The organism is Halomonas sp. SSL-5 (assembly GCF_030708455.1).
In the GTDB taxonomy this organism is placed as follows: Bacteria; Pseudomonadota; Gammaproteobacteria; order Pseudomonadales; family Halomonadaceae; genus Halomonas.
The window spans coordinates 18,805-43,066 of sequence record NZ_JAUYWF010000010.1; the positions used below are offsets into that span (position 1 = coordinate 18,805).

The following is a 24,262-nucleotide window of genomic DNA, read 5'->3' on the forward strand; positions in this document are numbered from 1 at the left end:
GCACACGGGACGCCAGCCATGATCGCCTTCCTGATCAAGCGCCTCTACCATGCCCTGCTGGTGATGTTCGTCATCAGCCTCATCGCCTTCGCCATCCAGGATAACCTGGGCGACCCCATCCAGCAGATGGTCGGCCAGTCGGTACCGGAGAGCGAGCGCGAGGCCCTGCGCGAGGAACTGGGGCTCAACGACCCCTTCCTGGTCCAGTACCTGCGTTTCGCCGGGAACGCCGTCCAGTTCGACTTCGGCTACTCCTATACCTTCAACCAGCCGACCACCGAGGTCATCATGCGCCACCTGCCGGCGACGCTGGAGCTGGTGGCGGCCAGTACCTTCCTGATCATCGCGCTGTCGGTGCCGATCGGCGTGTACAGCGCCATCCGGCCCCGGGCCTGGCTGTCGCGCTTCTTCATGGGGGTGTCGATCGTGGGCATCTCGATCCCGGTGTTCCTCACCGCCATCGTGCTCATACAGATATTCGCCATCGGGGTGAGCGTCGCGCCCTTCCCCGCCGACACCGGCTGGGGCGCCTGGCTCAACGGGGTGCTCTCCACCGAGGGCGGCATGCCGGCCTACGGCCGCGGCGACCCGGTCCATGTCTTCGGCACCTGGGACACCAACTTCGCCTCGCTGACCGGGCTGACCTACCTGGTGCTGCCGGCGGTCTCGCTGGCTTCCATCATGCTGCCGCTGTTCATCCGCCTGATCCGCGCCGAGATGCTCGAGGTGCTGCAGTCCGAGTACGTGAAGTTCGCCCGCGCCAAGGGCATCTCGCTGCGCCGGATCTACTTCATCCACGCGCTGAAGAACACCATGCTGCCTGTGATCACCGTGGGCGGCGTGCAGATCGGCACCCTGGTGGCCTACACCATCCTCACCGAGACGGTCTTCCAGTGGCCGGGCATGGGGCTGATGTTCCTCAACGCCATCCAGCGCTCCGACGTGCCGCTGATCGTGACCTACCTGATGATCGTGGGGCTGATCTTCGTGATCACCAACACCCTGGTCGACCTCATCTACGGCCTGGTCAATCCCACCGTCAAGCTGACAGGGAAACCCGCATGACTACCACGAACTCTTCCATGGACGTCGCCCCGGTGGCGAGCCGCTGGTCGCGTTTCCGCGGCTCCTACCTGCTCTACAGCTTCAAGCGCGATCCAGTCGCCCAACTCAGCCTTGCGGTGTTCATCATGCTGGTCGGCGTCGCGGTATTGGCCCCGTGGCTGGCGCCGATGGATCCCTACGACCTGGCGCAGATCGACATCCTCGCCTCGGAGCTGCCGCCCTTCTGGATCGACGGCAGCGATCCGGCCTACCTGATGGGCACCGACGCCCAGGGCCGCGACCTGCTCTCGACCATCCTCTACGGCGCCCGGGTGTCGCTGATCATCGGCTTCGGCGCCGTGGCGCTGCAGGCCCTGCTCGGCGTCAGCTTCGGGCTGCTCGCCGGCTACCTCGGTGGGCGCGTCGACGCCTTCCTGATGCGCCTGGCCGACATCCAGCTGTCGTTCTCCACCCTGATGGTGGCCATCGTGGTCGGTGCCCTGGTCAAGGCGGTCTTCGGGGGCGCCACCTACAGTGACTACGCGGTGCCGCTGCTGGTGCTGATCATCGGCCTGGCGGAGTGGCCGCAGTACGCGCGCACGGTGCGCGCCTCGGTGCTCGCCGAGCGCAGCAAGGAGTACGTCGACGCCGCCCGGGTGATGGGCTTCACGAGCCGGCGCATCATGTTTCGCCACATCCTGCCCAACACCCTGTCGCCGATCTTCGTCATCTCCACGGTGCAGGTGGCCAACGCCATCATCTCCGAGGCGGCGCTGTCGTTCCTGGGGCTCGGCATGCCCGAAACGCACCCGTCGCTGGGCTCGCTGATCAAGTCGGGCTTCGACTACATCCAGTCGGGCTCCTGGTGGATCACCCTGATCCCCGGGGCCGTGCTGGTCATTCTCGTGCTGGTGATCAACCTGCTCGGCGACTGGCTGCGCGACGTCCTCAACCCGCGACTCTACAAGGGCTGATTCCCATGGCACTCCTCGACGTAACCAACCTCGACGTGCGCTTCGCCCTGCGCCGCGGCGACGTGCAGGCCCTGCGTGATGTCTGCTTCAGCCTGGAGCGCGGCGAACGCCTCGGCATCGTGGGCGAGTCCGGCGCCGGCAAGTCGGTGGCGGCCTTCAGCCTGCTCAACCTGATCGCCAAGCCCGGCTATATCGCCGGCGGCAGCATCACCTTCGATGGTCAGGAACTCACCGCCATGAGCGACCGGGCCCTGCGGCATGTACGCGGGCACCGCATGTCGATGATCTTCCAGGATCCGATGATGACCCTGAACCCGGTGCTGACCATCGGCGAGCAGATGGTCGAGTGCCTCAAGGCGCACCGGCGCATCTCCAGCAAGGAGGCCCGGGCGATCTCGCTGCGCAAGCTCGAGCAGGTGCAGATCCCCTCCCCCGCGGCGCGCCTGGACCAGTATCCCCACGAGCTCTCCGGCGGCATGCGCCAACGGGTGATCATCGCCATCGCGCTGCTGCTCGACCCCGACATCATCATCGCCGACGAGCCGACCACGGCGCTGGACGTGACCATCCAGGCCGAGATCATGGCGCTGCTGCTCGAGCTCTGCGAGAAGCACAACGTCGGCCTGATCCTGATCACCCACGACCTGGGTGTGGTCAGCCAGGTCACCCAGCGCATGCTGGTGATGTATGCCGGCCGGGTGATCGAGCAGGGCCCGACCCGGGAGATCATCAACGACCCGCAGCACCCCTACACCCAGGGGCTGATCAACGCCTTGCCGCAGATGGCTACGCCCGGCGCACGCCTCAACCAGATCCCCGGCAGCATGCCCTCGCTTGACAACCTGCCGAGCGGCTGCGCCTTCCATCCGCGCTGCGGGTTCGTGACGCGTGCCGACGGCTCGACTCGCCACGCCTGCACCGACGAGGTGCCCGACTTCGTGACCTCTGGCAACTGCCGGGTCGCCTGCCACATGGTCGCCGAGATGCTCGATCGCGAGCGCATTCCGGCCGAGGAGATCCGCTGATGAGTTCGACTGCCCACGCCACCGCCGCCGGTCCCGCCACCCCGCTGCTGGAGATTCGCGGCGTGGAGAAGCGCTTCTCGCTCTCCGGCGACTTCCTCGAGCAGCTCAAGTTCAAGGGCGGCAAGCTGGTCCGCGAGCAGAAGCACGTGCACGCCATCAACGGGGTCGACCTGGACATCCAGCGCGGCGAGGCGCTCTGCGTGGTCGGCGAGTCCGGCTGCGGCAAGTCCACCGTGGCGCGCACCGTGATGGGCCTGCTGCATCCCAGCGCCGGCGAGATCCGCTACGACGGCAAGCGCATCGACGACCTCTCCCACAAGGCGCTGATGCCCTACCGCCGGCGCATGCAGATGATCTTCCAGAACCCCTATGCGTCGCTGAACCCGCGCATGACCATCCAGCAGACCCTGGAGGAGCCGATCCGCCTGCACCACCCGGACTGGTCGCCCCAGCGGGTCAGGAACCAGGTCGCCGAGGTGATGACCTCGGTGGGCATCGCCGCCGACTGGGGCGCACGCTATGGTCATGAGTTCTCCGGCGGCCAGCGTCAGCGTATCGCCATCGCCCGGGCCCTGGCGGTGGACCCGGAGTTCATCGTCGCCGACGAGCCGATCTCGGCGCTGGACGTGTCGATCCAGGCCCAGGTGCTCAACCTGATGATGGAGGCCCAGCAGCAGCGCAACCTGACCTACCTGTTCATCACCCACGATCTGGCGGTGGTCGAGCACTTCGGCACCCGGGTGGCGGTGATGTACTTAGGAAGGGTCTGCGAGGTGGCGCCCACGGCGACCCTCTTCGCCCGGCCGCGACATCCCTACACCCAGGCGCTGATGTCGGCGATCCCGCGCCTGGAGGACGACCGGCCGCAGCACATCCGCCTGCAGGGCGAGGTGCCCACGCCGGTCAACCTGCCCTCGGGGTGCGTCTTCCATGGCCGCTGCCCCCATGCCAACGAGCGGTGTCGCCGCGAGATCCCCTCGCTGATCGCCAGCGACGACGGCGGCCAGGTGGCCTGTCACGCCGTGGAGGAAGGGCGCATCGACTGAGCCCCGCCACGCTATGGCACAATGCCGGGGCCGAGACACGGCCGCGGCACGCACGAGGATCGACATGGAACTGCGCTGGCTGGAAGACTTCATCGCCCTGGCCCGGACCCAGCACTTCTCGCGCGCGGCGGAGGAGCAGAACGTCACCCAGCCGACCTTCTCGCGACGCATCAAGCTGCTCGAGGAGGAGATGGGCACCACCCTGATCAACCGCCAGACCCTGCCGCTGTCGCTGACACCGGCCGGGGAGGAGTTCCTCGGCCTCTGCCAGGAGGTCACCCGGCGGGTGGCGGCGACCCGGCAGCGGCTGGTTCACCTGGCCGAGGAGCAGGCCGGACAGCTGCGGCTGGCGGCGCCGCAGAGCCTGCTGGCGCACTTCCTGCCCGAGTGGCTGGCCGGCTGGGCCTCGCCGCCACCGCTGACGCCCTACCTGCGGGCCACCGGCTGGCTTGCCAGTGACTTCTTCGAGGGTCTGTCCCGGGACGAGTGCGACCTGGTGCTCACCTACTGGCCCCAGGCCGAGGATCCCCTGATGCTGGAGACCGAAGGCCTGGAGCATCGCCGCCTCGGGGCCGAGCGGATGGTGCCGGTCTCGCTGCCCGAGCAAGACGGCCGGCCCCGTTTCGCCCTGGAGGCCGGCGCACGCTTCACGCTGCCGCTGATCGCCTACCACCCCCGCGGGCTGATCGACCTGGCCCTGCGCAGCCACCTGGATAAGCTGCCCGGAGCACCGCGCTTCCGGGTGCTCCACGAGAGCATCCAGAGCGGCAACATCCGTGAGCTGGTCGGCCTGGGGTACGGCCTCGGCTGGCTACCCGAGCGCTCCGTGCGCGACGCCCTGGACGCGGGCACCCTGGTGCGCGCCGGCGACGCCCGCTGGGAGGTACCCCTGGAGATCCGCCTCTACCGCCGACGAGGCAACGGCCAGGCCGCCGTGGAGGCCTTCTGGGAGGCCCTGGCGACGCGCCCGCCGGCCCTCGCCTCCCCCCCCTGACCCATCACCGGAATCCCACCCATGACCGACTCTCTCGACTCCCTGCAGCAACGCCACCTCGAGGCCCTCGAGGCGGCCTATGCCCAGGTGCTCGAGCGCCTGGGCCTCGACGGCGTGCTGATCCACAGCGGCCGACCGCGCTGCCACTTCGCTGACGACCAGGAGGCGAGCTTCGCCGCCTTCGGCCACTTCATGCACTGGACCGGCCAGGCCCAGCTCGCCCATAGCTGGCTGCTGGTGCGCCCCGGCCGGGCACCGCGCCTCTACCTGCACGCCCCGGATGACTTCTGGCACCTGCCCGCCACCCTGCCCGAGGAGGCCTGGGTGGCCCGCTTCGAGGTCGAGCGAGGCCGCTTCGAGACGCCACCGACGCTGCCCGCCGGGCGCTTCGCGGTGATCGGCGACGTCGACGCCGCCGACGCCAATCCCCCCGGGCTGGTGGCGGCGCTGAATGAACTCAGGGTGTGCAAGAGCGAGTATGAGATGGCCTGCATCGCCGAGGCCAACCGCCGCGCCCTGCAGGGCCACGCCGCGGCGCGGCGCTGTCTTCTCGACGGCGGCGCCGAGCTGGATATCCAGCTCGCCTACCTGGGCACCTCCCGGCAGCGCGAGAACGAACTGCCCTATGCCAACATCATCGGCGCCAACGCCCATGGCGGCGTGCTGCACTACCAGCACTACGACCGACAGGCGCCGGTGCGGCGCCGCAGCCTGCTGGTGGATGCCGGCCATCGCCAGCGCGGCTACTGCGCCGATATCACTCGCACCTGGGCCGGGCCGGACGCCGACCCGGCCTTCCAGCCGCTGATCGACGGGGTCACCGCCATCAAGGAGCGCCTGGCGGCGGCCCTGGCCCCGGGGGTCGAGTTCGTCGTGCTGCAGGAAAGGATGCACCAGCTGCTCGGGGCGCTGTTGGTGGACCAGGGCGTCGTGCGCTGCACGCCGGAGGCGGCGGTGGAGAGCGGCCTGACCCGCGCCTTCTGCCCCCATGGCCTGGGGCACCTGCTGGGTGTTCAGGTCCACGACGTCGCCGGCCGCGTCGACGCGACTGGCCGTCCCCTGCCGCCACCACAGGCGCATCCGGCGCTGCGCCTGACCCGCACGCTTGCGCCCGGCATGGTGGTGACCATCGAGCCCGGGCTCTATGTGATCCCGATGCTGCTCGCCCCCCACCGCGGGCGGGACGATGTCGACTGGGGAGTGGTCGACCGCCTGGCCGACCACGGCGGCATCCGCATCGAGGATAACCTGGCGGTCACCGCCGAAGGGGCGCACAACCTCACGCCCGTCCTCCCCGATTGAGCCTGCCTCGCCGGGGGCTCAGACGATCGGGCAGGCGACCCCGGTGCCCCGCAGGCCGCAGTAGCCGCCGGGGTTCTTGTGCAGGTACTGCTGGTGGACCTCCTCGGCGTAGTAGAAGGCGGTGAGGGGCGCGATCTCGGTGGTGATGGTGCCCCCGCCGGCCCGGGTCAGCGCCTGCTGGTAGGCGTCCCGGGTGCGCTCGGCGACCTCCCGCTGGGCCTCATCCAGGGTCAGGATGATGGAGCGGTACTGGGAGCCGATGTCGTTGCCCTGGCGATTGCCCTGGGTGGGGTCATGGGCCTCCCAGAACACCTGCAGCAGGCGGTCGAGATCGACCTCGGCGGGATCGAACACCACCCGCACCACCTCGGCGTGGCCGGTGAGCCCGGTGCAGGTTTCCTCGTAGGTCGGATTGGGGGTGCTGCCACCGGCGTAGCCCACGGCGGTGACGTGGACGCCCGGCAGTTGCCAGAAGAGCCGTTCGGCGCCCCAGAAGCACCCTAGGCCCAGCACCACCTGCTGCATGCCGTCGGGAAAGGGCGGCAGCATGGCGCGGCCGTTGACCGCATGCACGCCGCCGATGGCAAGCGGGGTATCGCGTCCGGGCAGGGCCCGGCTGGGATCGAGCGTCATGGCGTTCTCCTTTCCTTACTGGTCGTCGTCGAGGATCCGCGGGTTGCCCGGGCGGCTGAAGGTATAGACCAGGTCGACCGCCTGGGCGGCCCCCGAGACTGCCTCGAGGTAGAGGCTGCGCCAGATGTTGTAGCGCAGGGTGAGTTCGGCGATGGGCGAGAAGACCCCCACGCCGTAGCGGACCTCGAGGTCGTCGGTCAGCTGACCGCTGAGGGTCACCTGGCTGTCCTCGCCGCTGCCGGCGGTATCCAGGGTGAGGTCGGAGACGCCGAAGGCCTGGCCGATGCCGCCCACGGCGCCGCCGGCTTGACCCACGGCGAGCCCCACCAGCGCCGAGGTCAGGGCGCCGTCGCTGTCGCTGTCGTTGGGGGCACGCCCGCGCAGCAGATAGGAGAGCGCGCTGGCCTCGTCCATGGCCGGCTCCGAGAACACCGTGAGCTGCGGCGAGGCGGCGGTGCCGGTCACGCGCAGGCCGGCGACCACGCCATCCTGGGTGGCATCGGGATTGCGTACCGCCTCGAAGTTTAGCAGTGGCTGGCCGGGCGGGCCGCTGAACAGCAGCTGTCCCTCGCGAATCAGCAGGTCCTGGCCGTAGGCGCGGAAGCGCCCGTCCACCAGGCTGACGTCACCGAACAGCTGCACCGGGCCGTCCTGCTGACGCACCTCCAGGGTGCCGGAGAGGCCCGACTCCAGCCCGTAGGCGGAGAGCTGCATGTCCGGCCCCAGGCGCAGCCCGATCTGCACGTCCAGTGCCATGCCCGCCCTGGCCATGGCCTCGGCGGTATCCTCGCCGTCGTCATCCCCTGCCGCGGCCCGCTCGGCTTCGCGCCGGGCGCGCTCATCGTCCTCTCGGGTGATGATCACCTCATCGGGACTGGGCGCCACCGCCGAGGCGGGCAGCTCGCCCACCTCCAGGCGTGCCCAGGGGACCTGGACGTCACCACGCACCTGCAGCAGGGTCGGCCGTGCACGAATCTGCAGGTCGGGGGCGATGCGAAGTTGACCGAACTCGGGCAGCACCACCAGCACCGGCCGATCGCGGCCATTGAGCGAGACGTCGGCTCGCCAGTCGTCCGGTGAGGGCCAGGCGGCGGTGCCGTCGATCGCAAGGCGTCCCTCCTCGGCGTCGATGTAGCCCTGGATGGTGGCCGCCGTGCCGGCCAGCTCGATGCCCAGCTCACCGTCTCGCACCTCCACGGGTACGTCGGCACCGCTGGCCTCGAGCCCACTCAGGGCGATACGCCCGCGCATCTCCGGCGCCGCGAGGCGCCCCGCCAGGTCGACGCGGCCATCGAGGCTCCCCTCCAGGGTCTCCATGCCGGTGACCAGGCTGCGATAGGGCGCCAGGCGCAGCCCATCGAGGGCCAGGTTGCCCGTCAGGCGCCCTTCCCCGGCGGGATCGTCGATGCGCGCCTCCAGCGCCAGGCTGCCGGCCTGCTCGAGGCCGAGCTCCAGGGTGAGTTCGGCGGCCTGGTCATCGGCACGGATCTGGCCGCCGAGGCGCGCTTCCGGCAGCGACCAGGGCTGGCCGTAGGCATCCTGGCCATCCAGGGCCAGGCGGCTCTGCAGGCGACCATCGGCCCGCCAGCTCCCGCCGGCGCCCCAGCCGGCATCGAGCTCCAGCTCGGTCACGCCGTCGGCCGACCAGGCCTCAGGCAGGAAGGGATCGAGAAGCGCCATGGGCACCTCCGCGACCCTGAGGCTGAGCTCGCCGCCCTCCGCCGAGGCGGCCATGGGCTCGACCAGGCACAGGCTGCCGCCCTGGCGTCGACTCAGGCAGAAGGGCTCTACCCGGGCGCTGCCCTGCTCCAGGTCGGCGGCGAAGAGCGCGGGGCCGTCGAGGCGCAGATCGCCCTGCTCGGCATCGACCTCGAGGCTGGAGAGCTGGCCCGTATAGCGGGTGCGCGCCGGGTCGAGCCCCCCGTCGAGTACCAGGGCGGCGCGCGATAGCGGCATGCCAGCCGGCGCCGCGGCGTCCAGGGTCAGGCGGTGCTCGGAGAGCCGGCCATTCAGGGCCAGGGCGACCTCGTCGAGGCGCTGGCCGCCACCCTCGAGGCCGGCAAGGTCAAGCGTCACCTCCATGGCCGGATCCTCCAGGCCGCTGACCCGACCGACCAGGCTGAGCCGACGCAGCCGATTGTCGGCGAAGGCCAGCGACTCCCCGGCGAGATCCAGGTCCAGGCGAGGCGCCGCCAGGCTACCGTCGGCCTCGATCCGGCCGCCGATGCGGCCCGACAGGGCCTCGTGGAGGCTGGCCAGGTCCGGCATGTCGAGCTCGCCCGAGAGATCGATGCTCGGCTCGCTTACCTGTCCCGCCAGCTGCAGGCGGTTCTCACCCTGGCGGAAATCCAGGGTGGTGATGTCCCAGCGCATCTGGCTGTCGCCCTCGAGCTCGGCACGCAGCGCCAGTGACCGCTGCTGCAGCTCGCCGTCGATGGCCAGGGTCGGTACCGCCAGGGTCCAGCCCTCCTCGGTCTGGCGGAAACGCGCTTCCACGTCGCCGTCTAGGCGGCCGGGCAGGCCCTCCACGAAGCGGCCGGGGTCGACGTTGTCGAGGCGAGCCTCGGCATCCACCGCGAGGCCATCGTCCCAGGCGACCTGCCCGCGGCTGACCACGGAGGCGTCGCCCAGGGAGAGCGACAGCGGTGTCCAGGCAAACTGGCCGAGATCACCGCTGCCGGTCAGGGCGAGCCGCGTGTAGGGGAGCCCCGGGCCCTCGGCGTTGAGCGAGGTGGCGATCCGGTAGTCGACCAGGCTGCCCTCCAGGCGCAGCGCGAGATCCTCGACCAACCAGGGGTCGATGGCATCGCCCTGCTCATCCACGCTGCCCGGCAGTGGCCACTGGACCAGCTCGCTCGACAGGCTGGCGGTGAAGGGCAGGGTCGGTTCCAAAGCGTCGAGGCGGGCGTCGAGGGCCAGGTCGACCGGGCCGCTGAGGTCCAGGCGCACCAGCAGGTCGGCGAGGCTGCCATCGAGGCCGAATTCGATGCGCTGTCCGGCCAGCGCCGGCATGATATCGGGCAGCCACAGGGCGCTCTCCAGGCGCAGCTCCAGGGGGTAGTCACCGCTCAGGGCAATGGCGGCCTCGAGGCTGGCGTCGCCATCACGCGTCGAGAGTTCCAGCGGGCGCACCTCCAGGGAGTGCCCCTCGCCGAACAGCGACAGGGCAAGGCGCTCGACCCCGTACTCCACGGCGCCCTCCACCGCAGTGTCTTCCACCAGCAGTTCCGGCACCTCGACACGCAGCGGCAGGGTCACCTCGGGCAGTTCGCGACGCGGCTGCTCCTCGAGGGCGCTGGCCGCCAGCCCCTCGGCGGGTGCGGCCACCTCGTCGGGCAGCGGCGAGCGCACGGTGATGGCGGCATCGATGGCCTCGGCGGCGAGGCGCGGCCCCTCGTGTTCACCCTCGCCCAGTGCCAGCCGGGCCCCGGGGGACAGCGGCAGCAGCAGGCGCGTGCCGACCAGGCGGGTGGGCAGCAGCCTGAGGGTATCGCCCTCGGCCACGGCACCGGTGCTGAAGTGATCCCAGCGCAGCCGGGTACCGTCGGCAAGCAGTACCTCGACGTCGTCGAGTAAGACACGCCGCACCTCGATGGGAAACGGCAGCTCGATGGCTCCCGGGGGGACGGCGGAGGGGGACGGCTCCTCGTCTTCCGCCTCGCTCTCGGCCAGGCGCACCCGGGCACCCTCCACGCCCAGCACCTCCAGGCACAGCCGGCCGGAGAGCACGCACTCCTCCGACCAGGCAAGCTCGAGGCGACGCACCGCCACGCTGGCCGGTCCGGCCTGCATGGCGAAGCCCTCGAGGACCAGGCGGTCGAGGGGCGCGCCCTCGTAGGCGTCGAGGGTAAAGACCCCCATCCGCTGGCCCTGGTCGAGCAGCAGGCCGGTGCCCCAGGGCGAGAGCCCCAGCCCCAGGGCGAAGAACACCAGGCCGAACAGCCACAGGGGGATCAGGATCAGCAGGCGAATCAGCGCCCAGAGCAGGGTCAGAACTCTGGACCGATGGCGAAGTGTAGGCGCCACGAATTGTCCTCGTCGTCGAACGGATGAGCGATATCCAGGCGAATCGGGCCGACCGGGGAGATCCAGCGCACGCCGAGGCCGGCGCCGGTATTGAGGTCGTCGGGACCCCAATCGTCGAAGGCGTCCCCGGTATCGATGAAGGCCGCCCCCCACCAGTCGCCGGTCACGCGGTGCTGCCACTCGAGGCTGTAGGTGAGCAGTTGCTGCCCCCCGGTGAGATTGCCCTCGTCGTCACGCGGCGAGAGGCTCTCGTAGCCGTAGCCACGCACGCTGTTGTCGCCGCCGGCGAAGAAGCGCAGCGACGGGGGGATCAGCGAGAAGTCGTCGGTCTCGATGGCGCCGACGCCGACGCCGGTCACCACGCGGTTGTTGGCACCGATCTTGCGAATCCAGCGCGACTCGCCGGTGAGGCGCAGGAAATCGGCGTCGGAGCCCCACAGGCCGTCGGAGACCTCCAGACTCAGCCGCTGGCGATCGCCCCAGGTGGGGAACGTCGGGTTGCGGGTGCGGGTGCGCGACCAGCGGATACCGGGGTAGAGCAGCAGCACCTGCTCGCTGTCGTTGCCCTGGGTGAAGTCCTCGTAGGTGGTGCGCAAATAGAGGTGCTGGACCCAGCCGTTCTCGAACTCCCAGCGGCGTGCGCCCTCCACGGTGGCCTCCAGCGAACGGGTATCGTCGTTGTCCTTGTGGCTGAGCCCGTACTGGAAGCGATAGCTGTCGCGCAGGGGGTTGTCGAGCGGCAGCGTGTAGACACCCCCGAAGCGCTGCTCGGGAGCGGAGAGGTAGAGGTCATGGTCGAGACCGTGGCCGTAGCGGTTGATCCACGGCTGCTCCCACGCGAAGCGCATCCGCGGCCCCACGTCGGTGGCGTAGCCGACGCCCGCCTCGAACTGGTGGCGGTCGGCCGGCGCCACGCTGACGTCGATGGGGACGGAGGGGATCGCTTCCTGGCGCGCCATCAGCGCCGCCGCGCCCGCCAGGGCCGCCCCGGAGACGCGCGGCGCCACGTCGTAGCGCCCTTCGCCTTCGGTGGCCACCGCCTGGGACCAGCCCGGCCTGGCCTCATCCAGGGCCAGGGGCGGACGCTGCAGCCGCGGCCTTACGGTGACGGAACGGAACCATTCGGTCTTTCCCAGGCGCTGGTTGAAGGTTGCCAGGTCACCGGCCAGGTAGGGATCACCGGGGGCGAAGGGCAGCATCCGGCGCAGGCGTTCGGGCTCGATATGGCTGCCGGAGATGGCGACGTCGCCGAAGCGGTAGCGCGGGCCGCTGTCCAGGGTCAGGTAGAGCCTGGCGCTCTCATCAAAGGGGCGCACCTCCAAGCGACGGTCGACGTAGCGCCACTGGAAGTAGCCGCGCTCCAGGGCCAGGTTGGCCAGGCGGCCGCGCAGGCTGTCGTAGGGCGCGTGAACCAGGGGCTCTCCCACGCTCAGGGGGAAGGCATCGATGGCCGCCTGGAAGGGGGGATCCTCCCGGGCATCCCCCTCGAGGCGGAAGTCGAGGGTCTCGATCCGCACCCGCGGGCCCGGCTCGATATCGAGCTCGACGTACCCGGGCGCTTCGCCCTGTGCCAGGCGGGCCTCGATCTGCGGTTCGTAGTAGCCATAGACGCGCATCGCCTCACTGGCGCGGCGCAGCGATTCCCCCTCCAGCCGTGTCCGGCTGTACTGGGTCTCGTCCAGGCCCTCCAGGTAGTGGCGCACATTATCCGCCACGCTGCCCTCGATACCATCGATGCGGGCCTCGATGGCCAGCACGCCCGGGGCGGGCAGCAGGCCCAGCACCAGAGTCGCCGCGATCAGGCGCACTCCCACGCGATTCTCCATATCCCTACGCCCTGCCGTGTGCGACTCGTGGGGATGCTTTGCCCGCGCAAGCCTCAAGGCCGCAGCGCCTCGAGACGGGCGCTGAGCGCAAGCTGGCTGCGCCGCAGCTCGCCCGCCTCGGCCTCGAGCGCGGTGAGGCGCTGGCGCAGGGCATCCCATTGTTGGCGGTCATCTTCCCGCGCCTCGTCGACGCCTTCAAGCGTCTCGGCAAGCGCGGCGACGCGCGCCTGCAACTCCTCGAGGCGTGAGCGCTGCTCCGCCTGACCATCGGCGAGACGCTCCTCGACCGCCGCCTGGTTTTCCCGCACTGCATCCAGGGCATCATCGTCGATGGCCCGCTCCTGGAGTTCGGTGAGGCGTCGGTCATGCTGCTCGCGGGCCTCGCTGAGCAGGTCGAGGCGCCCCTCGAGGGCGCCGCGCCCCTCCTCGCCGGCCCGCTCCAGGGCATCGAGGGAGTCCTGGAAGGCCACGAGCATCGCCTCGCGGGTCGCGGCGGCCTCGCCCATGCGGGTCAGGCGCGTCGCCTGGCGATCGATCAGGCCCTTCAGGCGCTCGAGCCCCGCGGCGAGGTCTTCCTCCACCACGCCGAAGCGGCGCTGCTGGGTCGCGTCCTGACGTTCCAGGGCCTCGAGCCGCGTCTCCAGGCGCTCTAGGCCATCGCCTTCACCGATGGCGGCATCGAAGCGCGCATGGACATTGGAGAGCTCTCCGCTCAGCCGCGCCGACTCGGCCTCCAGGCGCTGACGCTCCTGCCAGCCGAACCAGCCCATGGCCCCCAGGGCGCCGCCGAGCATCAGCACCAGCAGCCACAGCGGCCAGACCCGCGGCGGCTGGGGGTAACGGGGGCGGTGTGTCGTCAGGCTGGCCTCGGGATCCGGGACGATCGGTCCGGCGTAGCGGCGCGGTTCCGGACGCTCTGCCATGTTCTACTCCTTGTGTGGCCGGGGCTGGGATGCCGGGAGGCGGGACGCCTGATATCATGCCGCGGCGCCCGGCGGCATGCCCATGCTACGACGAACAGTGTAAAGGGTTTACGGTCCCCGGCACACGGGGCGCCGCCAACGCAGCCCCTCCCATTGCCCATCGCCCTGGCCGCCAAGGAAGCCCGATGTCATTCGAACTGCCCGCCCTGCCCTACGATACCAAGGCCCTGGAGCCGTACCTCTCCCGCGCGACGGTGCAGCAGCGTCACGGCGAGCTCCAGCGGGCCTGTGTATCTCGCCTCAATCGGCGGGTCGCCGGCACGCCTTGGGCGGAGAGCTCCCTGGAGGCCATTCTCGTCGGCGCCGAAGGCGAGATCGTGCACCAGGCAGCGCGGGCCTGGGCCCTGACCTTCCACTGGCACAGCCTGGCGCCGCGCCCCAGCACCCCGTCGGAGGCGCTGGCCGCCGCCATCGGCGACGCCTTCGGCGACCTCGAGGGACTCCGCCACGCCCTCGAGGCGGCCGCCGCGCAGGCGAGTGAGGGGGGCTGGGTGTGGCTGGTCGCCCGGGGGGAGGCGCGAGAACTGGCCGTGGTGACCACGGCCGACGGCGAGCTGCCGCTGGCGCCAGGGGTCATCCCGCTTCTGGCCCACTACGTGGCGCCCGAGGCCGAGGAGGCCGCCGCGGGGCTCGCGGCCTTCCGGGCGCTGGCCAACTGGCGATTCGCCAGCACCCACTTCTCGGGGCCGGCGGCGCCGAGCAGGTAACCCCCGCTCAGGGATCGGCGCGGCGGCCGATGCCCCGGTAGGTGAGTCCCTGGGCGGCGACCCAGGCCGGGTCATAGATGTTGCGTCCGTCCAGCACCAGACGCTCATCCAGCAGCGTGGCCAAGCGTCGCCAGTCGGGGTTCCAGTAGGCCTTCCATTCGGTGACCAGCATCAGGGCGTCGGCCCCCTGGCACGCCTCCAGCGGGTCGTCGTCGAAGGTCGCCAGCAACGGGTGATCCCCCACCTCCTCGCGCAGCGCCGGCAGCGCCGCAGGGTCGTGGAGGCGCACGCGCACGCCCTGGGCCCACAGCGCCCGCAGCAGGGTCAGCACCGGGGCGTGGTCGATGCGCGCGGTACCGGGCTTGAAGGCGGCGCCCCAGATGGCCACGCAGCGCCCTTCCAGGCGGCCGTGGAAGTGGGCCCACAGCTTGCGGAACAGCGTCTCCTTCTTGTGCTCGTTGATGTCGAGCACCTGATCGAGCAGTGCCGAGCGCCGCCCGCTGGCGGACTGCACGTCGGCCAGGCGCATCAGGTCGCGGGAGAAGTTGGGGCCGCCGAAGCCACAGCCGGGATAGAGGTACTCGTAACCGATGCGCGGATCGGAGCCCATTCCCTGGCGCACGAATTCGACGTCGACGCCCAGGCTGTCGGCTAGCCCCGCCACCTCGTTCATGTAGCTGATGCGGGTGGCCAGCATGCCGTTGATGGCCAGCTTGGTGAGCTCCGCGGCGCGACACGGCATGCGCTGGATCACCTCGCGGCGCCGGTTGAAGGCGCGCAACAGCTCGCGCACCCGTGCCTCCGCCCCGGCATCGTCGCAGCCCAGCAGCCAGCGACCGGGCCGGGTGAAGGTCTCCCAGGCGCGCCCCTCCTCGATCATGTCCGACAGGGCCACGGCGTGGCTGCCCTGCCCCAGCCGGCTCTCCAGCCGTTCGGTCTCCCCCACCGGGAAGGTCGAGTGGTTGACCAGCAGCCGTGACTGGCCGCCGCTGGCCCCCAGGGCCTCGAACAGGCCATCGAGGTCACCGCGCTGCTCCGGCGAGAGCGACAGCCAGACCACCTCCTGTGTGGTCTGCAGGGCCTCCTCGGCACTCGTCGCCAGCCGCAGGCTGGTGTCGGCAAGCCCCGCCTCGAGCTGGTCGAGCAGGCGCGGCTCACGGATCAGCCAGTCGGCCCCGCGCAGGGTCGACCATGACTGGTCGGCATGGGGCAGCCAGGTGACCTCATGGCCTACCCAGCTGAGGGCGGCGGCGGCGGTGGCGGCGGAGAGCTCGCTGCCGTGGACCAGCACACGCATGGCTCAGGCCTCCCCAGCGTAGCGGGCGAGCAGCTCGCGGAAGCCCTCGCCGAAGCGGGCATGGCGACGGCCGTAGGCGAGGATGGCCTCGAGATAGCCCAGCTGATGGCCGCAGTCGAAGGTCTTGCCGCGCATCCGGTAGGCGTCGACGCCCTCCCGGGCACGCAGGGTCTCGATGGCATCGGTCAGCTGGATCTCGCCGCCGGCACCGGGGGGCGTCTCGGCGAGCAGCGCGAAGATGCTGCCGGGCAGGGCATAGCGGCCGATCACGGCCAGGTCGGAGGGGGCCTCCTCCACCGGCGGTTTCTCCACCACGCCGGCCAGCGGCCGTGATTCGCCCGGCGCGGGAATCTCGCCGCCGGTGTCGACGATGCCGTACTTGCAGGTCATCTCGTGGGGCACCTCCTCGACCATCAGCTGGGCGTGGCCGCTGCGCTCGAAGGTCTCCAGCATGCCGGCCAGGTCGTTGCGCGAAAGGCCCTCGTCATCCACCAGCACATCGGGGAGCAGCACGGCGAAGGGGGCGTCGTCGCCGATCACCGGGCGCGCACAGAGGACCGCATGCCCCAGCCCCAGTGGCTCCGGCTGGCGCACGCTGATGATATTGACGTCATCGGGGACGATGGCGCGCAGCTCCTCGAGCAGCTCGTGCTTGCCCTTGGCCTCGAGGCTCGCCTCCAGCTCGAAGTGCTTGTCGAAGTGGTTCTCGATGGCCCCCTTGCTGCCGTGGGTCACCAGCACGATATCGCGGATGCCGGCGGCGACCGCCTCCTGGACCACGTACTGGATCACCGGGCGGTCGACGATGGTGATCATCTCCTTGGGAATCGCCTTGGAAGCGGGCAGGCAACGGGTGCCGAAACCGGCCACGGGAAGCACGGCCTTGCGAATCATGGTGAAGTCCTTGTCGATCTCTCAGCATCAGTGGGTGTCACCGCGACTTGCGGCGTTCCTTCCCGGGTGAGAGACGTGGGAATGCCTCCCCGGGAACGGGTATCATGGGCATGATACCGGACGCGACCAGGCCTGCCACTGTGTCGTCACGACGACAGCGACTGTAGCGTCACGCCAACAACCTGGCCGAGGCCTGTACCATGAACCAGCAACGGAGAGCGCAGATGGGCGCAACATCAACCACAGCGGACAACGTGGATCCCGCCGAGATCGCCAAGTTCGAGGCCCTGGCGGGACGCTGGTGGGACGCCACCGGCGAGTTCAAGCCACTGCACGAGATCAACCCGCTGCGCCTGGACTTCATCGACGCGCGCGCCGGCCTGGCCGAGCGGCGGGTGCTGGATGTGGGCTGTGGCGGCGGCATCCTCGCCGAGGGCATGGCCCATCGCGGCGCCCGGGTCACCGGCATCGATCTGGGCGAGGCGCCGCTGGGCGTGGCCCGCCTGCATGCCGAGGAGAGCGGGCTTGCCATCGAGTACCGCCGGGTCAGCGTCGAGGCCCTGGCCGATGAGGCGCCGGGGAGCTTCGATGTGGTCACCTGCCTGGAGATGCTCGAGCATGTGCCCGACCCGGCCTCGGTGGTGCGCGCCTGCGCGACCCTGGTCAAGCCCGGTGGTCAGGTGTTCTTCTCGACCCTGAACCGCAATCCCAAGGCGCTGGCCCTGGCGGTGGTCGGGGCCGAGTACCTGCTGCGCATGCTGCCCCGCGGCACCCACGACTACGCCAAGTTCATCCGTCCCGCCGAGCTGGCCGGCTGGTGCCGCAAGGCCGGCCTGGAGGTGCGTGAACAGAGCGGCCTGGTCTACAACCCCCTGAGTCGCCGCTACCGGCTGCATCCGACCGATGTCTCGGTCAACTACCTGATGCACTGCCGACGCGAGGAAGCGTGACGCCGATGCCCCGCCCCGCGGCCCTGCTCTTCGATCTCGACGGCACCCTGGTGGATACCGCGCCGGACCTGGCCCGGGCCACCAATGCCCTGCGCGCCCACCATGGTCTCGACGCCCTGCCCTATGCGGTGATCCGCGCCCAGGTCTCCAACGGCGGCAGTGCTCTGGTCGAACTCGCCCTGGGCCTGGCCCGCGACGTGCCGGGACACGACGCGGCGCGGGCCTTCCTGCTCGCCGCCTACGGCGAGGCGGTGGCCGAGGAGAGCCGCGTCTTTCCCGAGCTGGTGCCGCTGCTGGCGGGCTGGGAGGCGGCCGAGCGCCCCTGGGGCATCGTCACCAACAAGCCACGGGCCTACGCCGAGCCCCTGGTGGCCGCCCTGGGGCTGTCGCCGGGAGCGCTGCTCTGCGCCGATGATCTACCGGTGAAGAAGCCCGACCCGGCCCCGCTGCTCGAGGCCGCCCGCCGCCTCGCCGTCGCCCCACCGGCGTGCTGGTATCTGGGCGACCACCTGCGCGACATCCAGGCCGCCCGCGCCGCCGGCATGCCCGCGATAGCGGTAGGCTGGGGCTATGTGGAGGAAGGCGACGACTATCGCGCCTGGCCCGCCGACCTCTGGTTCGAGACCGGCGAGGCGCTGGCGGCGGCGCTGAGTTGAGAATTCACGCGAGCGGCGGCGGAGACAGGTCTGAAGGGGGTCCGAGGACCAGGGACGGCCGAGGTAGTGCCCAAGGATGGGTCTACAGCGCCCCCGTACGGGCCTGTCGCCGCGCAAGCCGGCAGGTTCAGGCCTTCGGCGGCTGGGCGTCGAACTTCTCGCCATTGTGACCGCGGCTCTCCGGACCCATCAGCCACAGGTAGGTGGGCATGATCGCCTCGGGGGTGCGCAGGGCATCGGGATCCTCGCCCGGATAGGCGGTGCGACGCATCTGGGTGCGGGTGGCGCCGGGGTTGAGGCTGTTGACCCGGACGCTGCCCAGGTGCTCGAGCTCATCGGCGAGTACCTCCACGAAGCCCTCGGTGGCGAACTTGGAGACCGCGTAGGCCCCCCAGTAGGCGCGCCCCGTCCTGCCCACGCCCGACGAGGTGAAGATCACCGAGGCATCCGGCGAGCTCTTGAGCAGCGGCAGCAGCGCCTGGGTCATCCAGATCGGGCCGTTGATATTGACCTGCATCACCTGCTCCCAGAGCTCGGGATTGTACTGCTCGAAGGGCATGATGCGCCCCAGAAGCCCGGCATTGTGGAGGATGCCGTCCAGGCGACCGAATTCCCGATCCAGGGTCTCGGCCATGTCGTGGTAATCCTTGAGGGTGGCGCCCTCGAAGTTCAGCGGGAAGATCGCCGGCTGCGGTCCACCGGCGGCCTCGATCTCGTCGTACACCGCCTCCAGCTTGGCGGTGGTACGCCCCAGCAGGATCACCGTGGCGCCGTGTCGGGCATAGGCAAGCGCCGCGGCCCGGCCGATGCCGTCGCCGGCACCGGTGACCAGGATCACGCGGTCGTGCAGCAGCTCGCTCGGCGCCTGGTAGTCGATCTTGCAGGTGGTCATGGGGTCTCCTCGATGATCAGTTGCCGGACTCGCGCAGGAAGTCCCCTGCCAGCCCCGCCGCGGTGCTCTCCGGGTGTGCCTCGCGCACCCGCTCGAGCAGCTCCCGGCTCTCGTCCGGCTGGCCCTGGCGCGCCTTGAGCAGGCCCAGCTTGTAGAGGGCGTCGGGTACCTTGTTGCTCTCGGGGTAGTCGTTTAGCACCGTGCGGAAAGCCGCCTCGGCGGGCTCCAGGCGCCCCTCCGCGGCATGCAGCTCGCCCAGCCAATAGTGGGCGTTGGGCGTCAGCCGGCTGTCGGGATAGTCGCCGACGAAGCCCTCGAAGGCGGCGATGGCCGCATCGAACTCGCGGGCCTGCACGTGGGCGAAGGCCTGCTGGTAGGCCGCCTGGGCATCGGGGTCATCGCTTCTCGGGGCCGGGGCTTCGGCCTCGTCGGCCACGCGGTTCGCGGCCTGCTCGTCGACTCTCTCGCCGCCCTGGTCATTGCGGGCGGGGCCTGCAGGGACGGTCGACAGCGCGGCGAGGCGATCCTCGAGGTCCATGTACTGCTGGCGGGTCTGCCCGCGCAGCTGTTCGAGCTGATGGCGCAGCTCCTCGACCTGGCCTCGCAGGCGGCGGAGCTCCTCCTGGTGTTCCTGGACCTGGTTGAAGATCACCAGGCTGCCGCCGGCCGCTTCCCGGGTCTCCGTCTGCTGGTAGAAGGTGCTGGGCTGCGCGGTCAGGTCCTCGACCACCGGCTGTTGAGCCAGTGCGGGGAACCCTACGGAGAGCGGGAGCACCAGGGCTCCCGCACCGCACAGTCCTCTCAGACCGTGTTTCATCTGTGTCTCCCTGGACACGGGGTGTCGCCTCAGTAGGCGAACACGACCCGACGGTTCTGGGCGTAGGCCTGTTCGTTCAGGCCGCGTGCCGCAGGACGCTCTTCGCCGTAGCTGACCACCTCGACCTGGGAGGGGGAAACGCCCTGTACGGAGAGGAACTGCTCCACCGAGCGGGCGCGTCGCTCGCCCAGTGCCATGTTGTACTCGCGGGTGCCACGCTCGTCGGTGTGACCCTGGAGCACCACGCGCGCATTGCCGTTGTCGCGCAGGTAGCGGGCATTGGCGGCCAGCACGGGCTCGAACTCGGTGCGAATGCGGTCGCTGTCGAACTCGAAGTAGATGGTGCGTTGCTGGGGGATACGACCATCCGCCTGCTGGCCGGAAGCCCCTGCGGTGCCGCCGTAGCCGGAGCCGCTGGCCCGACCATCGCTCACGCCGGTGCTGCTGGCACCGCTGCCGTCGCGAGTTCCGTCCATGGAGCCGTCCTGGCTGCCGCCGGTGCTGGAACAGCCGGCCACCAGGGCCAGCGACAGGGCGACTGCCAGGGAGCGGGCGTAGGGCTTGAATTGCATCGTTTCATACTCCTGAAGGATCAGTTGGTGAAAGGTGACCACGCGGGTTCGCGCACATCACCCTGAGCAGAGGGCAGCCGGAAGGACGCGCGTCCATCGGCGGTCACTGCCCCCAGCACCCCGCTGTTACCCTGCTGGGTGGCGAAGATTACCATGGTCCCGTTGGGTGCAACACTGGGCGACTCGTCCCAGCGTGAATCGCTCAGGGTCACCAGGCGACCACTGTCGAGGTCTTGTCGGGCGACCTGGAAACCGTTGTTCGAGCGATGGATCAGGAAGAGTGCCTCGCCGTCCGGGGAGAAGCGGCCGCGGGCGTTGTAGTTGCCGGTGAAGGTCATGCGCTTCTGCTCGCCGCTGACCAGGTCGTGGCGATAGAGCTGGGGGCCGCCGCTGCGATCCGAGGTGAACACCAGGCTGCGCCCGTCCGGCGCCCAGGAGGGTTCGGTATCGATGGCCGAATCGTTGGTGATGCGCTGCAGGTCGCGGGACCCGACATCCATCACGTAGATCTCCGGCTGGCCATCCTTGGAGAGCGACATCGCCAGCCGACGACCATCGGGTGACCAGGCCGGTGCCCCGTTGAGGCCCTGGAAGGAGCTGATGCGCGCCCGCTTGCCGGAGCCCAGTTCCTGGACGTAGATGGCTGGGCGTTCGGTCTCGAAGGAGACATAGGCCAGCTTGCGGCCGTCAGGGGACCAGGCCGGCGACAGGATCGGCTCCCGCGAGCTCAGCACCTGCTGGCTGTTGTGGCCGTCGGCGTCGGCCACGTAGAGGGCGAACTGCATGTCGTCGCCGACGCCCTGGGAGGTGACGTAGGCGATGCGCGTGGAGAAGGCGCCGCGGATACCGGTGATCGCCTCGAATATCTGGTCGCTGATGTAGTGACCGGCGCCGCGGAGCTCGCCGGGATCGGCGGTCACCACCTCACCGAGCATGCGCTTCTCGCCACTCACATCCATCAGCTCGAAGCGCAGCCGATAACCGTCGCCGTCACGTTCGGCGCTGCCCACCACCAGGTAGCGGACGTCCAGCGCCTTCCAGTTACCGTAACGCACCTCATCGGCGCTGCCGGGCTCATCCATCATCTGGCGGCGCGGCAGCGGCTCGAAGTAGCCGCTGCGCTCGAGGTCGTCGTGGACCACCTGGGCCACGTCCTCGGGCAGCGCCTCGCCACCCGCGAAGGGCACCACGGCGATGGGCGTGGCACTCTCGTTGCCACGGGTGATCTCGATGGTCAGGTCGGCCTGGGCGAGTTGACTCACCAGCAGCAAGGCGGCGGTCAGCCAGGCGGTCATCAGGGATTTCATCAGCGTACGTCTCCCGGTCTGAAGCGCAGATTGAATTGACGGTAGTCCCGTTGCACGCCGGCTGGCAACTGTCGCAGTTCGGCGAACGGCGCCGCGGCCTCCACGGCCTGAACGGCGGAACGGTCGAAGGCACTGTCGCCGCTGGAGCGCGAGATCTCGGCGACAAACAGCTCTCCGGAGGGGCCGAGCCGCACGGCGATCTCGGCCGTGGCCCCGGAGGCGACATTGGGGGGAATGCGCCAGGACTGCTCCACGGCCTGGCGTACCAGGGCGATGAAATCGTTGGCCGCCTGCTGCCCCTGTTGCGCGTTGGCGACACGCTCATCTGCCCCCTCGATCAGCCGCTGCATCTGGGCCTCGGCCTCCTCGCGCTGGCGCTCGGCTTCTGCTGCTGCCTGGGCCTCTGCTTCGGCCTGAGCCTGGCGTTCGGCCTCTGCCTGGGCCTGGCGTTCGGCTTCTGCCTGGGCCTGGCGTTCGGCCTCTGCCTGGGCCTGGCGCTCGGCCTCTGCCTGGGCCTGGCGCTCGGCCTCTGCCTGGGCCTGGCGCTCGGCTTCTGCCTGGGCCTGGCGCTCGGCCTCTGCCTGGGCCTGGCGCTCGGCCTCTGCCTGGGCCTGGCGCTCGGCCTCTGCCTGAGCCTGGCGCTCGGCCTCTGCCTGAGCTTGGCGCTCGGCTTCTGCCTGGGCCTGGCGCTCGGCTTCTGCCTGGGCCTGGCGCTCGGCTTCTGCCTGGGCCTGGCGCTCGGCCTCTGCCTGACGTTGCTGCTCGCGGCGTTGCGCCTCGGCCTCGGCCTCCTCACTACGCCTGGCTGCCTCGGCCTCGGCGGCCTGGCGTGCCGCCTCGCGGGCCTGCTCTTCGGCCTGCCGCTGGGACTCGCGCGCCGCCTCCCGGGCGGCGGCCTGCTCTTCCGCCTGACGGGCCTGCTCCTCGGCGGCGCGCTGCTCCTCCGCCTGACGGGCCAGGGCACGCTGACGCGCCGCCTCGGCCCGCTGGGCCTGGTCGGTGACCGTCTCGGTGCTGACCAGGGTCGCCTGCACGATGGAGGACGGTTGTGGCTCGTGGTCGCTGGTCGGCAGGCTGATCACGCTGATCAGCAACACCAGGACGTGCAGCCCCACCGCGAGCAGGGTCGGCAGCCCATAGCCTACCCGGGCGTGTCGTCTGGCCATGGTGCGCTTACTCCCCCCCGCTCGGCGGCTCGGAGATCAGCCCCACGTTGGCGACGCCGGCGGTCTGCAGCGTGCCCATCAGGGTCACCACCTGGCCATAGGCGACGCTGCGGTCGCCGCGCACCATCACCGGTGTGCCGGGCTTGCGCTCGAGCAGGATGATCACGCGATCGGCTACCTCCTCCAGGGGCATGACGGTCTCGTCACCGCCGATGGAGAGGTAGTACTGGCCGTCGCGATCCACCGACACGATGATGGGATCGCTGTCCTCGGGGGGATCGATGGGCTCCGAGGTCACCTGAGGAAGATCGACGTTCACCCCCTGGGTCAGCATGGGTGCGGTGATCATGAAGATCACCAGCAGCACCAGCATGACGTCGATGAAGGGGACCACGTTGATCTCGCCCATGGGCTTGCGGGTTCCCCCGCGATGAAAGGGTCCATGCATGACGTGACTCCCTCAGGCGCCGCCGGCGTCGGACCGGCCCTGCAGGTTTCGGTGCAGGATGGAGTGGAACTCCTCGGCGAAGTCCTCGTACTTGCCCAGCAGGCGGCCGGACTCCGCGGACAGGCGGTTGTAGAAGATCACCGCCGGGATGGCGGCGAACAGGCCCATGGCGGTGGCGATCAGCGCCTCGGCGATCCAGGGTGCGACGGTCGAGAGGGTCGCCTGCTGGGCCATGGAGAGCGACTGGAAGGAGCCCATGATGCCCCACACCGTACCGAACAGGCCGATATAGGGGCTGGCCGAGGCCACGGTGGCCAGGAACACCAGGTGCAGGTTGAGGCGCTCCTCCTCCCGTGACCAGGCCACCCGCATGCTGCGCTGCACGCCTTCGAGGATCGCCTGGGGGCTGCGGGTCTTGGGCATCAGCCGGTTGAACTCGCGGAAGCCGGCGCGAAAGATATGCTCGGCGCCCTGGGTCTCCTGCTCCGGGGGCACCTCGCGGTAGAGCTCGTTGAGATCGACACCGGACCAGAAGCGGTCCTCGAAGCCACGGTGGGCCTTGCGGGCGCGGCGCATCATGAAGGTGCGCTGGAAGATCACGATCCACGAGAGAATCGAGCCCACCGTGAGCAGCAGCATGACCAGCTGCACCACGGTGCTGGCGTTCATGATCAGATGGGGAATGGACATGGCGTCGTTCACG

Annotated in this window: 22 protein-coding genes; 9 read left to right on the top strand and 13 right to left on the bottom strand. The window is 70.0% G+C overall.

The window, feature by feature from the left end; genetic code table 11:
* Positions 1-18 precede the first annotated feature (18 nt).
* The 6 genes from RAN53_RS12590 (at position 19) to pepQ (ending at position 6,385) form a co-directional block, all read left to right on the top strand.
* Entirely contained in the window at positions 19-1,065 is a 1,047-nt protein-coding gene (locus RAN53_RS12590; protein WP_305797162.1) for an ABC transporter permease, read from the top strand.
* The gene (locus RAN53_RS12595; protein ID WP_305797163.1) at positions 1,062-2,018 is read left to right on the top strand and encodes an ABC transporter permease; all 957 of its coding nucleotides are present in this window, start codon (positions 1,062-1,064) and stop codon (positions 2,016-2,018) included. The genes RAN53_RS12590 and RAN53_RS12595 overlap by 4 nt, the downstream gene beginning before the upstream one ends.
* A 5-nt stretch (positions 2,019-2,023) precedes the next feature.
* Positions 2,024-3,043, top strand: coding sequence for an ABC transporter ATP-binding protein (locus tag RAN53_RS12600; RefSeq protein WP_305797164.1), 1,020 nt, complete (start codon positions 2,024-2,026; stop codon positions 3,041-3,043).
* Entirely contained in the window at positions 3,043-4,089 is a 1,047-nt protein-coding gene (locus RAN53_RS12605; protein ID WP_305797165.1) for an ABC transporter ATP-binding protein, read from the top strand. The genes RAN53_RS12600 and RAN53_RS12605 overlap by 1 nt, the downstream gene beginning before the upstream one ends.
* A gap of 64 nt (positions 4,090-4,153) precedes the next feature.
* Positions 4,154-5,083: a LysR family transcriptional regulator gene (locus RAN53_RS12610; RefSeq protein ID WP_305797166.1), complete on the top strand. Its 930-nt coding sequence runs from the start codon at positions 4,154-4,156 to the stop codon at positions 5,081-5,083.
* A gap of 21 nt (positions 5,084-5,104) precedes the next feature.
* On the top strand, positions 5,105-6,385 hold the full coding sequence (pepQ, locus tag RAN53_RS12615) for a Xaa-Pro dipeptidase (RefSeq protein WP_305797167.1): 1,281 nt from the start codon (positions 5,105-5,107) through the stop codon (positions 6,383-6,385).
* Positions 6,386-6,403: 18 nt separating this feature from the next.
* Here the strand turns inward: pepQ and msrA are convergent, their stop codons facing one another.
* Genes msrA through RAN53_RS12635 form a run of 4 tightly spaced genes read right to left on the bottom strand, consistent with a single transcriptional unit; the run spans position 6,404 to position 13,793 of the window.
* A complete protein-coding gene (gene msrA, locus RAN53_RS12620; protein ID WP_305797168.1) occupies positions 6,404-7,018 on the bottom strand; it encodes a peptide-methionine (S)-S-oxide reductase MsrA in 615 nt (204 codons plus the stop codon).
* Between the two features lie 15 nt (positions 7,019-7,033).
* Entirely contained in the window at positions 7,034-11,044 is a 4,011-nt protein-coding gene (locus RAN53_RS12625) for a translocation/assembly module TamB domain-containing protein (protein ID WP_305797169.1), read from the bottom strand.
* Positions 11,008-12,870, bottom strand: coding sequence for an autotransporter assembly complex protein TamA (locus RAN53_RS12630; protein WP_305797170.1), 1,863 nt, complete (start codon positions 12,868-12,870; stop codon positions 11,008-11,010). The genes RAN53_RS12625 and RAN53_RS12630 overlap by 37 nt, the downstream gene beginning before the upstream one ends.
* A 53-nt stretch (positions 12,871-12,923) precedes the next feature.
* The gene (locus tag RAN53_RS12635; RefSeq protein ID WP_305797171.1) at positions 12,924-13,793 is read right to left on the bottom strand and encodes a hypothetical protein; all 870 of its coding nucleotides are present in this window, start codon (positions 13,791-13,793) and stop codon (positions 12,924-12,926) included.
* Positions 13,794-13,978: 185 nt separating this feature from the next.
* On the opposite strand from RAN53_RS12635, the gene RAN53_RS12640 reads away from it, so the two are divergent.
* Positions 13,979-14,560: a Fe-Mn family superoxide dismutase gene (locus RAN53_RS12640; protein ID WP_305797172.1), complete on the top strand. Its 582-nt coding sequence runs from the start codon at positions 13,979-13,981 to the stop codon at positions 14,558-14,560.
* 7 nt (positions 14,561-14,567) lie between these two features.
* Here the strand turns inward: RAN53_RS12640 and RAN53_RS12645 are convergent, their stop codons facing one another.
* Positions 14,568-15,857 carry a nucleotide sugar dehydrogenase gene (locus RAN53_RS12645; RefSeq protein ID WP_305797173.1) on the bottom strand — a complete coding sequence of 430 codons (1,290 nt, stop codon included), beginning with the start codon at positions 15,855-15,857 and terminating at the stop codon, positions 14,568-14,570.
* Between the two features lie 3 nt (positions 15,858-15,860).
* The gene (gene galU / locus RAN53_RS12650) at positions 15,861-16,751 is read right to left on the bottom strand and encodes a UTP--glucose-1-phosphate uridylyltransferase GalU (protein ID WP_305797174.1); all 891 of its coding nucleotides are present in this window, start codon (positions 16,749-16,751) and stop codon (positions 15,861-15,863) included.
* A gap of 224 nt (positions 16,752-16,975) precedes the next feature.
* On the opposite strand from galU, the gene ubiG reads away from it, so the two are divergent.
* Positions 16,976-17,701, top strand: a complete 726-nt coding sequence (ubiG, locus tag RAN53_RS12655; protein ID WP_305797175.1) for a bifunctional 2-polyprenyl-6-hydroxyphenol methylase/3-demethylubiquinol 3-O-methyltransferase UbiG — start codon at positions 16,976-16,978, stop codon at positions 17,699-17,701.
* A gap of 5 nt (positions 17,702-17,706) precedes the next feature.
* On the top strand, positions 17,707-18,357 hold the full coding sequence (locus tag RAN53_RS12660; protein WP_305797176.1) for an HAD-IA family hydrolase: 651 nt from the start codon (positions 17,707-17,709) through the stop codon (positions 18,355-18,357).
* A gap of 127 nt (positions 18,358-18,484) precedes the next feature.
* Here RAN53_RS12660 and RAN53_RS12665 read toward each other — a convergent pair whose 3' ends face one another.
* Genes RAN53_RS12665 through tolQ form a run of 7 tightly spaced genes read right to left on the bottom strand, consistent with a single transcriptional unit; the run spans position 18,485 to position 24,261 of the window.
* Entirely contained in the window at positions 18,485-19,249 is a 765-nt protein-coding gene (locus RAN53_RS12665) for a YciK family oxidoreductase (RefSeq protein WP_305797177.1), read from the bottom strand.
* Between the two features lie 16 nt (positions 19,250-19,265).
* A complete protein-coding gene (ybgF, locus tag RAN53_RS12670; RefSeq protein ID WP_305797178.1) occupies positions 19,266-20,066 on the bottom strand; it encodes a tol-pal system protein YbgF in 801 nt (266 codons plus the stop codon).
* A gap of 29 nt (positions 20,067-20,095) precedes the next feature.
* Complete coding sequence (gene pal / locus RAN53_RS12675) at positions 20,096-20,638, bottom strand: peptidoglycan-associated lipoprotein Pal (RefSeq protein ID WP_305797179.1); 543 nt, start codon at positions 20,636-20,638, stop codon at positions 20,096-20,098.
* 20 nt (positions 20,639-20,658) lie between these two features.
* Positions 20,659-21,945: a Tol-Pal system beta propeller repeat protein TolB gene (gene tolB / locus RAN53_RS12680; RefSeq protein WP_305797180.1), complete on the bottom strand. Its 1,287-nt coding sequence runs from the start codon at positions 21,943-21,945 to the stop codon at positions 20,659-20,661.
* Complete coding sequence (gene tolA, locus RAN53_RS12685) at positions 21,945-23,111, bottom strand: cell envelope integrity protein TolA (RefSeq protein ID WP_305797181.1); 1,167 nt, start codon at positions 23,109-23,111, stop codon at positions 21,945-21,947. The genes tolB and tolA overlap by 1 nt, the downstream gene beginning before the upstream one ends.
* Positions 23,112-23,118: 7 nt before the next feature.
* Positions 23,119-23,559: a protein TolR gene (gene tolR, locus RAN53_RS12690; RefSeq protein WP_305797182.1), complete on the bottom strand. Its 441-nt coding sequence runs from the start codon at positions 23,557-23,559 to the stop codon at positions 23,119-23,121.
* Between the two features lie 12 nt (positions 23,560-23,571).
* Complete coding sequence (gene tolQ / locus RAN53_RS12695) at positions 23,572-24,261, bottom strand: protein TolQ (RefSeq protein WP_305797183.1); 690 nt, start codon at positions 24,259-24,261, stop codon at positions 23,572-23,574.
* Position 24,262: the final 1 nt, after the last annotated feature.